Genomic DNA, 13,748 nt, shown 5'->3' with positions numbered 1-13,748 from the left:
GCTTTAGCCTTTCACGGCGCCGGCCATCAGGCCACGCACGAAATAGCGTCCGGAGACGATGTAGACGATAAGGGTGGGAAGAGCTGCCAGGATCGCGCCGGCGAAGTGAACGTTGTATTCCTTCACACCCGTCGAGGAGTTGACCAGATTGTTCAGCGCCACGGTGATGGGGATGGAATCGACGCTGGAAAAGGAAGAGCCGAACAGGAAGTCGTTCCAGATGTTGGTGAACTGCCAGATCACGGTCACCACGATGATCGGCCCCGACGAGGGCAGAAGGATGCGCCGGAAGATCTGGAAGAAGGAGGCGCCGTCGATCTGCGCGGCGCGCACAAGTTCCGTCGGGAAGGCTTCGTAATAGTTGCGGAAGAACAGCGTGGTGAAGCCGAGGCCGTAGATGGCGTGGATCAGGATCAGGCCGGGCACCGAGCCGGCGAGCCCCAGAAGGCCGAGGATGCGCGCCGAGGGTATCAGCACGATCTGGAAGGGGATGAAGCAGGCGAGCAGCATCATGCCGAAGACGATGTTGTCGCCCTTGAAGCGCCATTTGGTCAGCACATAGCCGTTCAGCGCGCCGAGCACGGTCGAGATCGCCACCGCCGGCACCACCATCAGCACCGAATTCAGGAAATAAGGTTTCAGGCCAGTCGGCGAGACGCCGATCTGCGCTGTCGACCAGGCCGACAGCCAGGGCGCGATGGTCCATTGCTGCGGCAGCGCCAGCATGTTGCCCTGGCGGATCTCGTCGAGGGGTTTGAGCGAATTCACCACCATCACATAGAGCGGCAGCAGGTAGTAGACCGCGAACAGGATGAGCAGCGCATAGATCAGCGCACGGACGATGACGCCGTTGCGGGTGGCCACATCTTGAGAGGGGGCACTCATTTCTTCTTTCCCCCGAGTTCGGAGTAGAGGTAGGGCACGATGATGGCGAAAATCATCATCATCATGATGATCGCCGAGGCCGCGCCCATGCCCATTTCATTGCGGCCGAAGGTGAATTTCTGCATGAACAGCGCCGGCGTCCAGGTGGCGGTTCCCGGGCCGCCGTCGGTCATGGCCACCACGAGGTCGTAGGACTTGATGGCAAGGTGTGCGAGCACGACGAAGGCCGACAGGAAGACCGGGCGCATCAGCGGGATGATGATGCGGCGATAGATGACAAAAGTGGAAGCGCCATCGATCTGGGCGGCCTTGATGATCTCGTTGTCGACGCCGCGCAGCCCGGCGAGGAACATCGCCATGACAAAGCCGGACGATTGCCAGACCGCGGCGATGACGATGGTGTAGATCGCCATCTTGCCGTCCTTGATCCAGCGGAACGAGAAACTTTCCCAGCCGATCGACTGCATGACGTGCTCAAGGCCGATGCCGGGGTCGAGGAACCATTTCCAGGCAACGCCAGTGACGATGAAGGACAGCGCCATCGGATAAAGGTAGATGGGCCTGAGCAGGCCCTCACCGCGGATCTTCTGGTCAAGGAAGATGGCGAGCGCGAGCCCGATCACCGAACAGATGACGATGTAGAGGATGGAAAAGATCGCGAGGTTCTTCAGCGCCACGATCCAGTTCGGATGGTTGAACAGGCGCACATAGTTACTGAGACCGACCCAGGTCGAGAAATCCGGCAGCAGCTTCGAGCCCGAGAAGGACAGCACGGCCGTGAACGCGATGAAGCCGTAGACGAAGATCAGGATCACGGCGAAACTCGGCGCCAGCACGATCTTCGGCAACAGATCCTGCAAGGTGGCGCGGGGATTCGCTATGGCATTGCGCGCGGTCGCTGTGGCGTCGGCCATGGTTCAGCCTCGGTTCGGAAAGAATGGGTGCCCCGGCCGTAGCCGGGGCACGATGGACAGGCGATCAGCCCTTGGCTGCAGCAACCGCTTCGACCAGCGCGGCAGCAGCGGCCTTGGAGTCCAGCTCACCGTTGAAGTGGCGGGTGATCACGTCATACATGGCGTTCTTCACGGCAGCCGGCACGGCATAGCCGTGAGCCATCGAGCCGAACAGCTTGCCGGACGAGTTGGCTTCGGCCAGGTCCTTGATGCCCTTCTTGCCGCAATCGTCGAAGGCGGTGTCAGGCACATCGGTGCGCGCCGGCACCGAACCCTTCACCACGTTGAACGACGACTGGAAGTCAGGGCTCTCGATGTCGGACGCCATGGTGAGCTGCGCCGCCTTCTTGTCGTCGCCGACCTTGAACATCATGAACATGTCGGAGTTGAAGGTGACGGCCCCCTGGGTGCCCGGGAAGCGGATGCAGACGAAGTCGGAACCGGGCTTCTGGCCGGCCTTGAGGAATTCCCCTTTGGCCCAGTCGCCCATCATCTGCATGCCGGCCTTGCCTTCGATGACCATGGCCGAAGCCAGATTCCAGTCGCGGCCCGAGAAGTCCTTGTCGACATAGCTCTTGAGCTTGGCCATGCGATCGAAGGCTTCGACCATCTTCTCGCCGCCAAGGGCTGCGGGATCGTTGTCGATCATCGAGGCCTTGTAGAAGTCGGTGCCAAGCGAGAGCACCACGGCGTCGAAGATGGTGGCGTCCTGCCAGGCCTGGCCGCCATGGGCGAGCGGCGTGATGCCGTTTGCCTTCATCTTGTCGAGCACGGCGATCAGCTCGTCCCAGTTCTCGGGTGTCTTGCCGCCGGCGGCGTCGAGCGCCTTCTTGGAGATCCAGACCCAGTTCGTCGAGTGTACGTTGACCGGTGCCGCGATCCACTTGCCGTCATGCTTGGCGAAGTTCTGCAGCGCGGTCGGAACGACCTTGTCCCAGCCTTCCTTGTCGGCCACTTCGCCGAGATCGCCGACGACGCCCTGCTTGGCCCAGTCGGTGATGTCGAAGCCGAGAGCCTGCACGGCGGTCGGTGGATCACCGGCGGTGACACGGGCGCGCAGTGCGGTCATGGCTGCTTCGCCACCTCCGCCTGCCACCGGCATGTCCTTCCAGGTGACGCCCTGGCTTTCGAGCTTCTTCTTCAGAACGTCGAGCGCGGCGGCCTCGCCACCAGAGGTCCACCAGTGCAGCACTTCGACCGAGCCGCCGGCGGCATAGGTCGACGCCGCATAGCCGGCGGTGAGCGCCGAGCCGAGCATCGTTCCGATAAGCAGTTTGCGCAACATGAACTTCCTCCCTTGTTGCAGTCACATGACCGGCTGTCGCCGGCTACCTCCCAACTCAGTTCGCGCACCGGAGATGCGCGGACCGTGATGAAACCTGAATGTCTTCCCGGTGTAATTCCTCAGCCCGCGCTTGAGCCGGCTGGCCATCCCGATGCGCCCTCCCTGATCGCGTTAGGATGTCTGGAACGTTGTGAATCCGGTCGATCGCGAGCATCGATCGGAATTATTCATGGAGTATGATCAATTCCGAAATGCCTGGCAAGAGCGGCGTTTGATCATTCTCGCCTGATGCAGCACATCGCCTCCTTTGCTTCGCCAACAAACATTGATTTCACCGGTTCGCGAGGGCAGGCTGCTCCGACAAGGTATTGACTTGGGCAGTCCCTATAATTCTCATCACGCGCGAAGCGTCGCAGGGTCGACGCCGGACAAGAACCGCAGCCCGCCAAGATTGCATCGATGGCAAGCAACGCTCCGATCACCTTCGCCGTCCTGGTGTTTCCGCAGTTTCCGATGATGGCGTTCAGTTCGATCATCGAGCCGCTGCGCGCCGCCAACACGCTGGCCAGGAAGGAATGCTATCGCTGGATCATCGTCGGCGCCGACCGCGGGCCCGTCGAGGCCTCCAATGGCGTCGTCATCCAGCCGGGCTTTGGAGCAAGCGCCAATCCCAAGGCGGACCGGATCGTGGTCTGTTCCGGTGGCAATGCCGACCATCTCGTCGCGGCTGACGCCGTCGGCTGGATCCGCAAGAGCCTGCGTGGCGGCGCGCACCTTGGCGCCGTGGCCGATGCTGCCTTCTTTCTTGCACGTGCCGGCCTGCTCGACGGCCATGCCTGCACCTTGCACTGGACGAGCCAGGCTGCTTTCACGGAGGCCTTTCCCGAGATCGACCTGCGGCGCGATCTCTATGTCATCGACCGCCGGCGTTTCACCTCCGCGGGTGGCGTGGGCAGCCTGGATATGATGCTGGAGATCATTGCCGGCGATTATGGCGCGGAGCTCGCCGCCGGCGTTGCCGAATGGTTTGTGCATAGTCCGCTGCGCTCGAGCGTCGACCGCAAGCTGATGCCGCTCAGGCTGCGCACCGGCGTGCGCAACGAACTGGTGCTGTCGGCCATCGCCATCATGGAAGATGCGGTCGAGGAGCGGCTCGCCATGGCAGATCTGGCGGAGCGACTGAGTGTCTCGCCGGACCGGCTGGAGCGCAGCTTTCGTGCCGAACTCTCCACTTCGCCCAACAGCTATTATCGCCGGCTGCGCCTGAAGCGCGCGGCCGATCTGTTGGCGCATTCGACCCTTGCCGTGCGCGATGTCTCGCTGGCCTGTGGTTTTGCCTCGATGTCGAGCTTTGCCCGCGCCTTCCGCGAACAATATGGCCATACGCCGAAGGCAGCGAGACGGAATTAGCATAGCGGAATGTTGCACGATCCATGCGGGTTCCTGCGCAATTCCTGCAACCGGTTTGGCTCATTGTTCGAAGCCTTGGCATCAGCCCGAAAATCGGAATCGGTTTTCGGAAAGCACGATGCGTAGATGCAAAGGTTTAGAGCGTCCTTTGCGCGTTCCGATGAACGCGCGGCGCTCTCGGAGGCAGACATGAGCATTGTGGTTTTCGACCCCGACAGCACCGACGACGTCGATTTCAAGGATCGCATGCGCCATCCGGCGACCGCAGATCCCTCCGGCGGTATGTGGCTTTCCGACACCGAGCCGTCCTTCATCGACGCGGTGGCGCTGAGAAAAGAACGGCTCGAACGATTGCGCGGCTGGATGCGCGAGGCGGGCTATGGCGCCGTGGTGCTGTTCGATCCCTACAATCAGCGCTATGCCACCGGCTCGCGCAACATGTTCGGCTACTTCCTGCGCAATTCGACACGCTACTTCTTCATCCCGACCGAAGGGCCGATCGTGCTGTTCGAATATCCGCAGAGCTACCATGTCTCCATGGTGCTCGACACGGTCGATGAAGCCAGGCCCTCGAAGCTGGTCTGGTCTTCGGTCTCCGGCCGCGACGACGAGACGGCCGGGCCTTTCGCCGACGAGATCGCGGAACTTCTGAAGACGCATGGTGGCGGCTCGATGAAGCTCGGACTGGACCGTTGCAGCCACCTGCAGGCGCTGGCGCTGCAGAAGCGCGGCTGCGACGTGAAGGATTGCCAGGGTGAGATCCTGGCCGTGCGCGCGATCAAGACTCCGCAGGAGGTGAAATGCCTCGTCGCCTCGATGGCCGGCGCAGAGGCCGCCGTGTCGGCGGTGCGGGAGGCCATCAAACCCGGCGTTGCCGAAAACGAGCTCTTCGCCATCATGTATCATGAGGTGATCCGGCAGGGCGGCGAGTTCATCGAGACGCGGCTTTTGACCTCCGGCCAGCGCACCAATCCCTGGTTCAATGAAGCGAGCGGCCGCAAGGTAAGGCCGGGCGAACTGGTGGCTCTCGATACCGATACGATCGGGTGCTATGGCTATTATTCGGATTTCTCCCGCACCTTCCGCTGCGGGCCGGGCAAGCCGAGTGACTATCAGAAGATGCTTTACCGCATGGCCTACGATCAGGTGCAGCACAACATTTCGATCGTGAAGCCGGGCATGCCGTTTCGCGAGATCGCCGAGAAGGCCTGGAAGATTCCCGACCGCTTCGTCGACCAGCGCTACACATCGGTCATGCACGGGGTGGGCATGCATGGCGAAACGCCTTTTATCGCGCATTCCATGGACTACGAAACCTATGGCCGTGACGGCATCATGCAGCCCGGCATGGTGGTTTCCGTCGAAAGCTATATCGGCGAGAAGGGCGGACGCGAGGGCGTCAAGCTGGAGGACGAGGTGCTGATCACCGAAACGGGGACGGAACTTTTGTCGCGCTTTCCTTATGAAGACGAATTCCTCGAGGGCCATGCTTGATGAAGTCGCCTGTTTCGATCCGGCGCGGTACGGCCGCAGCCGTCTTCATCGACCTGCAGGAAGAGCACCGCAAGGACAGCCGCTATCTGGTCGAGGGCTTTTCCGATCTGCTCGCCAATGTGCAGCGGCTGCAGGCCGCGGCACGGGCGAACGGCGTGCCGCTCTATCATTGGGCCTATATCGTCGATCTCGACACGCAGGATCGCCCGTTCCATCCGCTCGACGGAAACGGCAAGTCGGCTTTCTCCGGCAAGGACGATCCTTTGACGGCAATCTGCGTTGAAGTGGCGCCGGGCGATGGTGAGACGCTGTTGATCAAGGCACATGCCAGCGCTTTCCGCTCGCCGGAGGCAATCGAACTTCTCAAGGCGCACGACATCGAATGGCTGATCGTTGCCGGGGTCTGGACCGAGGCCTGCATCGACGCCACGGTGCGGGACGCGGTGACCGCCGGCTTCCGCGTACTTCTGGTCAAGGACGCCTGCGGCAGCGGCAGTGCCGCCATGCACCAGACGGCGATCCTCAACCTTGCCAACCGCCTCTACGGCGGCGCGGTGACCGATACCGACACCGCTTGCCGGTTGATGGCGGGTGAAATGATGCCAGCCTGGCAGGTGGAGGGTTCCGTGCCGTTGCGTTTCACCTATGAGAATGCAGCCGAACTCTACCAATCGCTTTGAAAGATCGACGCGGCAGGAGCCGCCGGAACGCCTGACTGGACCTTGAGGACGATGGATCGCGGGAAATACGCGGCGCTGCTCGATCCGGAGTACTGGGCCTATATCGACACGGTGAATGCACGGCATTTCCCCGCGGTCGCCGACATGCCTGTCGAACAGGAACGTGCACTTTATGATGAGATGGCGGCCGCCTTTCATGTCGGCCGGCCTGCCGGCGTCGGAACCGAGGATGGCGTGATCCCGTTGGCGGATCGCGCCATCCCTTTTCGTTGGTACCGGCTGGATGGCCGCCTGCCGCAGGCGGCCATCCTCTATTTTCATGGCGGTGGCTTCGTGTTCGGCGGGCTGGACAGCCATGACGACATCTGCGCCGAACTGTGCGCGGAAACCGGCTTTGCGCTGGTTTCCATCGATTACCGCCTGGCGCCGGAACATGTTCATCCCGCCGCCTTCGACGACGCTGTGGCGGCTTTCGATTGGCTGGCGGCCACGACCAAGCTCCCGATCGTGTTGTGCGGCGAGAGCGCCGGCGGCAATCTGGCGGCCGCAGTGGCGCATGCGACCCGCAACCGGCCAAGGCCGGCGGTGGGTCAGGTGCTGATCTATCCGAGCCTTGGCGGCGATTCCTCGATGGGATCCTATGTCGAACATGCCGAGGCGCCGTTGCTGTCGACGGCCGATCTCGCCTTCTACGGCCAAGTACGCACCGATCATACGCCACGGCCGGACGACGCCACGCTGGAACCGCTGTGGGACAGCGACTTTGCAGGACTGCCGCCGACCGCGATCATAACCGCGGAATGCGATCCGCTGTCGTCAGATGGCGAAACCTATCGCGACCGCATTCTTGCCGTCGGTGGCAAGGCGGCATGGCTCAATGAAAAACGCCTCACGCACAGCTTTCTGCGAGCTCGCAAGAGTTCTCCACGTGCGGGCGAGGCGATGGCCGATATCGTCGCGGCGGTTACGGTATTAGGGAAGGGCCGCTGGCCGTATTGATCGCGCTGCAGTCGTTTCACGATCATGCCATCCGCCAGCGGGGGCGTCTCATCCAGCAACTGCGGAACAGCGCACAAGATTCACGGAAACCGGAACATTCCTGTTCCTGTCCCGGTCTTATCCTCTGCTCCTACCAAGAACGCCCGGCAACCATCAAAGCCACCAACAAGCCGGCGTCAGGCAGGGGAAAGCCATGATCAAGCTGATGTTGACCGACCGGCCGCTCCACCCACGCGCCGAACCGACCGCGCGCGACTTCAAGAAAGGCATGATGAACCGGCGCGAATATCTCGCTGCCATGGCTGCGTTTGGCGTGAGCACGGCCGGCGCTTTTGCGCTTGGCGGTATCGTGCCGACACCTGCCCGCGCCGAAGAGCCGAAGAAAGGCGGCGTGCTGAGGGTCGCCATGAACGTCAAGGGCTTCAAGGATCCGCGCACTTTCGACGGCGTCGAGATGTCGAACGTCGCGCGCCATTGCAATGAATATCTGGTGCGCTGGAACCGCGATTTCAGTTTCGAACCCTGGCTGCTGGAAGCCTGGGAGATGAGCGACGATGCCAAGACGCTGACGCTGAAGGTGCGCAAGGGCATCACCTGGTCGAACGGTGATGCCTTCAATGCCGACGACGTCATCCACAATCTGAACCGCTGGTGCGAGGCCGATGTCGCCGGCAATTCGCTGGCAGCACGGATGGGTGCGCTGGTCGACGCCAATTCCAAGAAAGCGGTTGCGGGCGGCATCGAACGCGTGGATGACCACACGGTCCGCCTCAACCTGCCGAAGCCGGACATTTCGCTGATCGCGGGCATGGCCGACTATCCGGCGCTGATCATGCATCGCTCCTATCAGGGTGATGGCGATCCCAAGAAGGCTTTGGCCATTACCACCGGCCCGTTCGAACTGGTGAACTGGGATGCCGAAACCAGTGCCGAGGTCAAGCGCAAGGAGAAATGGTGGAAGGGCGAGGTCTATCTCGACGGCATCAAGTGGGTCGACTACGGCTCCGATCCGAGCCCGATGCTGTCGGCGTTCGAATCCGGTGAGATCGATACCAATCACGAGACCTCCGCCGATATCCTGTCGCAGACCGAGTCGATCGGGCTTGGCCAGTCCGAGATCGCTACCGGCTCGACCATCGTGGCGCGCTTCAACGTCAACAATGCACCCTATGACGACGTCAAGGTGAGGCGCGCGGCGCAGCTTGCCGTCGACAACAGCGCGGTGCTGAAGATCGCGCTGGACGATCGCGGCAAGCCTGCCGACAACCACCATGTCGGCCCGATGCATCCCGAATATGCCGATATTGGCCCTGCCGTGCGCAAGGTCGATGAATCCAAGACGCTGCTCAAGGAAGCGGGCAAGGGCGATCACGAATTCGACCTGATCTCCGTCGACGTCGAGTGGCAGAAATCGTCCGGCGACGCGATCGCGGCCCAGATGCGGGACGCCGGCCTCAAGGTGAAGCGAACGGTGCTGCCCGCCGCCACCTTCTGGAACGATTGGAGCAAGTATCCTTTCTCCTGCACGGAATGGCTCGGCCGGCCGCTCGGCGTCCAGGTGCTGGCGCTTGCCTACCGGTCGGGCGCAGCCTGGAATGAAAGCGCCTATTCCAACAAGGAATTCGACGAACTGCTCGACAAGGCGCTGGCGATGCCGGAGGCCAAGCAGCGGCAGGAGGTGATGGGCAAGATCGAGCAGAATCTGCGCGATGCCGGCATTATCATCCAGCCCTACTGGCGTTCCGTCTACCGCAGTTTCCGCAATGGCGTGCACGATTGCGAGCAGCACCAGGCACTCGAACAGCACTTCGAAAAGGTGTGGCTGGAGGGGTAGGGCGTTTTGCCCCCGCGCCCGTACGAGAGATGGGAGCGCTTCACTTGAAGCGCTCCTTTCAAGCCATGGCGATGTGCAACATCATCGTTGCCAGAAGGGCAGCTTGGCGATCTCTTCCTCGACCTGCTCTTTCGTCAGACCGATGTCATCGATCAGATAAGGAGTATCTTTCGCCAGTCGCTTGAGTTCCCAGCGGAAGCGCGTGCGCCGTTGCCAGGCTGCGATGCTGCCGGACAGGCCCGCCAAGCTGTAGCGCTGGCGCGACATGGATTTGGCGGACGGTCTTGACCGCTCTGTCGACGCGGGGCTGATGCAAAGGGTGTCATGCATGGCAACCTCCATACGGTTGGAGGGCAGTGCCCTCGTTCAGATGAGGTTGAATTCTGCCGGATGCGGCCAGCGTCGTAATTAAGCTCTCCCAAATAGTTCCCAAAACTTCCAAATGGGCTAAGTTTGCGATCTCGAAGCCTGGGACGGGATCTCACCGTCCGGCAGACCATCGCCCAAGTTTCCTGGAATTCAGCGAAACCATCATCACGACGATCAGGACATGACCGCTTCGCTACCTTTTCTCGGCTTCCCCGATCGCCTCGGCGATGGCCGCACACCCTGCGCAGTGATCTTCGGGGCCGGTCACGGCAGCACTTATCCCGGCAAGGACAGCAGCGGCTATGTCTCGGCCGCCGACAAGATCCGCACTGCCAGTCAATATGACGCCGAGCTTGTCGAGCATTGGGATTTCGACCTCGGCGGCCCGCTGTTCGATGGCGGGTCGGTCAACTGCATCGACATCGGCGACATTGCCACCACCATGCACGACAATGCCGGTAACCGGGCACGGATCGAGGCGAAGACGCGCGAGGTCCTGTCGATGCCTGCCGTGCCGGTCCTGCTCGGAGGCGACGATTCCGTGGTCATCCCCTTCCTTGCCGGCTTTGTGGACCACGGGCCGATCTGGGTCCTGCAGATCGATGCCCATATCGATTGGCGCGACGAGATACATGGCGAGCGCCACGGCTATTCGAGCCCGATGCGTCGGGCGAGCGAGATGCCGCATGTCGCCGGCATCGTGCAGGTCGGCCTGCGCAGCGTCGGCAGCGCAAGGCTGACCGAAATCGAAGCAGCGCAGCGCTACGGCAGCCGCTTCGTGACCGCCCGCGAGGTGCATGCTGCGGGTGTCGATGCCGCTCTGCGGCATATCCCCGAGGGTGCGCGGGTCGTCGTCACCCTCGACTGCGATGCCTTCGATCCTGGTATCATGCCGGGCGTGGCGGCGCGCACACCCGGCGGTCTCACCTACACGCAGGGGATCGACCTGATCGCGGGCCTCGGCAGGCGGGCAAGGATTGCAGGATTCGATCTGGTCGAATTCTACCCTCCCGCCGACATTGATGGCCTGTCGGCCCAGACGGCTGCCCGCCTTCTCGTCAATGCGATCGGCACCATCGTCCGGCAGGATTGAGGTCGAGTCTCCTTCCGGGGCTGGATGACCCGACAGGTTCCCACTGGGCCTGAAAGGCTCTAAGGATGCGCCATGCAGGGGTCGCGCTTTGCCTTTGGTCCATTTGTGCTTGATCCGGATGCGGGAACGCTCACTCGGAACGATGCCCCTGTTGCCATCGGCTACCGCGGGCTGAAACTGCTTGCGGCACTTGTCGAACGGTCTGGCGAAATCCTGAGCAAGGCCGAACTGATGGACGCGGCCTGGCCGGGTATAGCCGTCGAGGAGGGCAACCTTACAGTCCAGATCGCACAGCTCAGGAAGCTGCTTGGTCCGGCCGCAGAGGATGGTGAATGGATCGCCACGGTTCCGCGTGTCGGCTACCGCTTCTCAGGCGCCGTCGAACAGATCAGCGGCGTGTCGCGAAAACCCTTGCCGCTCCCCGGCAAGCCTTCGATAGCCGTTCTGCCTTTCGTCAATGTCAGCAGCGATCCTGAGCAGGAATCCTTCGCGGACGGACTGACCGAGGATCTGATCACGGATCTGTCCAGGATCTCGGGACTGTTCGTCATCGCGCGCAATTCGGCCTTTGCCTACAAAGGAAAGGCAACGGACGTGCGCGCGATCGCCCAGGACCTTGGCGTGCGCTACCTGCTGGAAGGCAGCGCGCGGCGGGCGGCGGAGCGCGTGCGCATCAACGCCCAATTGGTCGACGCGGTGAGCGGCGAACATCTTTGGGCGGAGCGCTTCGACCGAGGTCTCGAGGATATCTTTGCCGTTCAGGACGAGGTAACGGCCAAGATCGTCGAAGCATTGCTTGGCCGGCTGCGCGCGCCGTCGCCGCGCAACCGGCCAAAGAATACCGAGGCCTATGAGCTCTGCATGCGGGCCCGCAAACTGATGGATGATTCACCGCAGATGGCGCGGGAAGTGCATCTGATGCTCACGCGCGCGGTTTCGCTCGATCCGGAATACGCCGAGGCCTATCGCTGGCTTGCCATGAACCACTGGATGGGGTGGGTGCATTGGGGCGGGCCCACGGAAGAGAACCGCAACGTTGCCCTGGAACTGGCGCGCAAGGCGGTGGCGATCGACCCGAAGGATGCCGGCTGCCATTGGGTTCTGGCTTACCTGCTTGCCTATGAGCGCAACTTCGGCGAGGCGGACGCGGAGTTCGCCAGGGCGATCGAACTCGACCCGAATGAAGGGGATACCTTCGCGGCACTATCCGATATCGCGGTGCTGGCCGGGCGGGTCGAGGAAGGTCTCGAGCATATCCGCAAGGCCTTCCGGCTGAATCCGTTCCCGACCAGTTGGTACTATCTGACGCTCGGCCAGGCGCAGTATGCGTCGCGAGACTATGAAGCGGCCGTCGAGACACTGCGCAGAGACGAAACCTATCGGACGAGCTCACGCCGTTTCCTGGCGGCAAGCCTTGCGCAGCTCGGCCAGCTCGAAGAGGCGCGGGCGGAGGTTGAATTGTTTCTCGTCGGCAATCCGCATTTCACAACCGGCCACTGGGCTGCGACGGAGCCGTTCCGAGACGCTGCGACGCTCGAGCATTTCGTCGAGGGTTATCGCAAGGCCGGTCTTCCGGACTGAACGCCGGCGGCGGACTGTCGAGGATCGGTCAGCGATTGCCCTGGAATTGATCGGCCCCAGGAAGCACGTGCAGCCAAGGCTCGCGACGTGGTGTCCAAAGCTCGTATTGCGGGACAAGATCGGAGGGCGCCTCGTCAAGCGTGCCAGCCATGATCTCGGCCTCGGTATCGTTGAGCGCAAACACCTGGCTGCCGCAAGTCGGGCAGAAGCTGCGGTCTTTGTAACGCGACGTCTGCCCCTCGCATGTGAACGCCGCCAGTGGCCAGATTCCATAAAAGGTGAAAGCTGAGCCGCTGGTGCGCCTGCAGTCGGTGCAATGGCAAAGGCCCACGCGCGACGGATCGCCTGACACGGAATAGCGGACCTTTCCGCATGCACAGCCGCCACGACGCTCTGTTGTCATCGTTGCAGTCTCCTATCCAATTGCCGTGACTTACGTATCGAGCTGTCCGCGTCGTTGGCAAGCGGAACCGCTGGCATGGCGCCTTGCCGGATGCAGGCTTCACTCGCAGAGCGACGCGTGAATATGATGGTTGCGGCGAACCTTGACGGAGGCTCGCCGTCCGTTCTAGCTGGCTGTATCTTTATAAATTGAGCGTAGAAGAAGTCAGTGAGCGAAGTTTCGTCAAAGTCATCTCAGCAGACGGACCACACGATCCCGCAAGGCGATTATTTCGTTCAAGAATTCGTGCCGTTTATTCTGAACAACGTTACCAACACCATCAATCAGCGTTTCAAGAAATCACTGCGGAAATTCGATCTCAATGTCACGCAATGGCGCGTTCTGGCAGCCCTGGGACAAAAAGGAAACGTCTCGCTGACGGATCTCTGTGCGATGACGGCAATCGACCAGCCCAGCCTTAGCCGCGTGATTGACCTGCTGGTTGAACGAAATCTGGTTACACGAGCTCCTCGCGCGACAGACGGCCGCTTCAACGAAATTGCCTTGTCCAGAGAAGGTCAAAGCCTTCGCGATCGAGCATGGCCAATGGCGATCGAGCACGCTGAGCTCGCGGTAAATGGACTCACTGGCGACGAGCAGGAGACCCTGCGTCAGTTACTCAAGAAGATGATGGCCAGTCTACGCGGCGACTAGAGCCTTTCCGTTTTCACGGAAGCGCGGAAACGCTCTCACTCTTTGTCTTCACGCAATTCCGGACGGAAA

General features: G+C 61.8%; 13 protein-coding genes. 8 read left to right on the top strand and 5 right to left on the bottom strand.

Features of this window, described 5'->3' with window-relative positions:
* Positions 1-3 precede the first annotated feature (3 nt).
* The 3 genes from ACFWXH_RS24015 to ACFWXH_RS24005 form a co-directional block, all read right to left on the bottom strand.
* Positions 4-885, bottom strand: a complete 882-nt coding sequence (locus tag ACFWXH_RS24015) for a carbohydrate ABC transporter permease (RefSeq protein ID WP_379123855.1) — start codon at positions 883-885, stop codon at positions 4-6.
* Positions 882-1,799, bottom strand: a complete 918-nt coding sequence (locus tag ACFWXH_RS24010; protein ID WP_054312823.1) for a carbohydrate ABC transporter permease — start codon at positions 1,797-1,799, stop codon at positions 882-884. Before ACFWXH_RS24010 ends, ACFWXH_RS24015 begins: the two co-directional genes overlap by 4 nt.
* A 64-nt stretch (positions 1,800-1,863) precedes the next feature.
* Complete coding sequence (locus tag ACFWXH_RS24005; RefSeq protein WP_152979966.1) at positions 1,864-3,123, bottom strand: ABC transporter substrate-binding protein; 1,260 nt, start codon at positions 3,121-3,123, stop codon at positions 1,864-1,866.
* Positions 3,124-3,582: 459 nt separating this feature from the next.
* On the opposite strand from ACFWXH_RS24005, the gene ACFWXH_RS24000 reads away from it, so the two are divergent.
* The 5 genes from ACFWXH_RS24000 to ACFWXH_RS23980 all read left to right on the top strand — a co-directional run bounded on the left by ACFWXH_RS24000 (position 3,583) and on the right by ACFWXH_RS23980 (position 9,540).
* Positions 3,583-4,533, top strand: coding sequence for a GlxA family transcriptional regulator (locus tag ACFWXH_RS24000; protein WP_379123854.1), 951 nt, complete (start codon positions 3,583-3,585; stop codon positions 4,531-4,533).
* 189 nt (positions 4,534-4,722) lie between these two features.
* A complete protein-coding gene (locus ACFWXH_RS23995; RefSeq protein WP_054312821.1) occupies positions 4,723-6,027 on the top strand; it encodes a Xaa-Pro peptidase family protein in 1,305 nt (434 codons plus the stop codon).
* Positions 6,027-6,707 (top strand): isochorismatase family protein, encoded by a 681-nt coding sequence (locus ACFWXH_RS23990; protein WP_379123853.1) that lies wholly within the window; start codon positions 6,027-6,029, stop codon positions 6,705-6,707. The genes ACFWXH_RS23995 and ACFWXH_RS23990 overlap by 1 nt, the downstream gene beginning before the upstream one ends.
* Positions 6,708-6,758: 51 nt before the next feature.
* Positions 6,759-7,706: an alpha/beta hydrolase fold domain-containing protein gene (locus ACFWXH_RS23985; RefSeq protein WP_379123852.1), complete on the top strand. Its 948-nt coding sequence runs from the start codon at positions 6,759-6,761 to the stop codon at positions 7,704-7,706.
* Positions 7,707-7,902: 196 nt separating this feature from the next.
* Positions 7,903-9,540 (top strand): ABC transporter substrate-binding protein, encoded by a 1,638-nt coding sequence (locus ACFWXH_RS23980; RefSeq protein WP_379124401.1) that lies wholly within the window; start codon positions 7,903-7,905, stop codon positions 9,538-9,540.
* A gap of 81 nt (positions 9,541-9,621) precedes the next feature.
* Here ACFWXH_RS23980 and ACFWXH_RS23975 read toward each other — a convergent pair whose 3' ends face one another.
* Positions 9,622-9,870: a hypothetical protein gene (locus ACFWXH_RS23975; protein ID WP_054312912.1), complete on the bottom strand. Its 249-nt coding sequence runs from the start codon at positions 9,868-9,870 to the stop codon at positions 9,622-9,624.
* Between the two features lie 220 nt (positions 9,871-10,090).
* Between ACFWXH_RS23975 and ACFWXH_RS23970 the strand changes: the two genes are divergently transcribed.
* Positions 10,091-11,002, top strand: coding sequence for an agmatinase (locus ACFWXH_RS23970; protein ID WP_379123851.1), 912 nt, complete (start codon positions 10,091-10,093; stop codon positions 11,000-11,002).
* Between the two features lie 72 nt (positions 11,003-11,074).
* Positions 11,075-12,583 (top strand): winged helix-turn-helix domain-containing tetratricopeptide repeat protein, encoded by a 1,509-nt coding sequence (locus tag ACFWXH_RS23965; RefSeq protein WP_379123850.1) that lies wholly within the window; start codon positions 11,075-11,077, stop codon positions 12,581-12,583.
* Between the two features lie 28 nt (positions 12,584-12,611).
* Here the strand turns inward: ACFWXH_RS23965 and ACFWXH_RS23960 are convergent, their stop codons facing one another.
* Positions 12,612-12,986 carry a GFA family protein gene (locus ACFWXH_RS23960; protein WP_379123849.1) on the bottom strand — a complete coding sequence of 125 codons (375 nt, stop codon included), beginning with the start codon at positions 12,984-12,986 and terminating at the stop codon, positions 12,612-12,614.
* A 207-nt stretch (positions 12,987-13,193) separates the two neighbouring features.
* Between ACFWXH_RS23960 and ACFWXH_RS23955 the strand changes: the two genes are divergently transcribed.
* Positions 13,194-13,679: a MarR family winged helix-turn-helix transcriptional regulator gene (locus ACFWXH_RS23955; RefSeq protein ID WP_054312815.1), complete on the top strand. Its 486-nt coding sequence runs from the start codon at positions 13,194-13,196 to the stop codon at positions 13,677-13,679.
* Positions 13,680-13,748: the final 69 nt, after the last annotated feature.

The sequence above is a fragment of the Mesorhizobium sp. NPDC059054 genome, from assembly GCF_042739215.1.
GTDB lineage: Bacteria > Pseudomonadota > Alphaproteobacteria > Rhizobiales > Rhizobiaceae > Mesorhizobium.
This window is presented reverse-complemented; position numbering and strand designations above follow the sequence as displayed.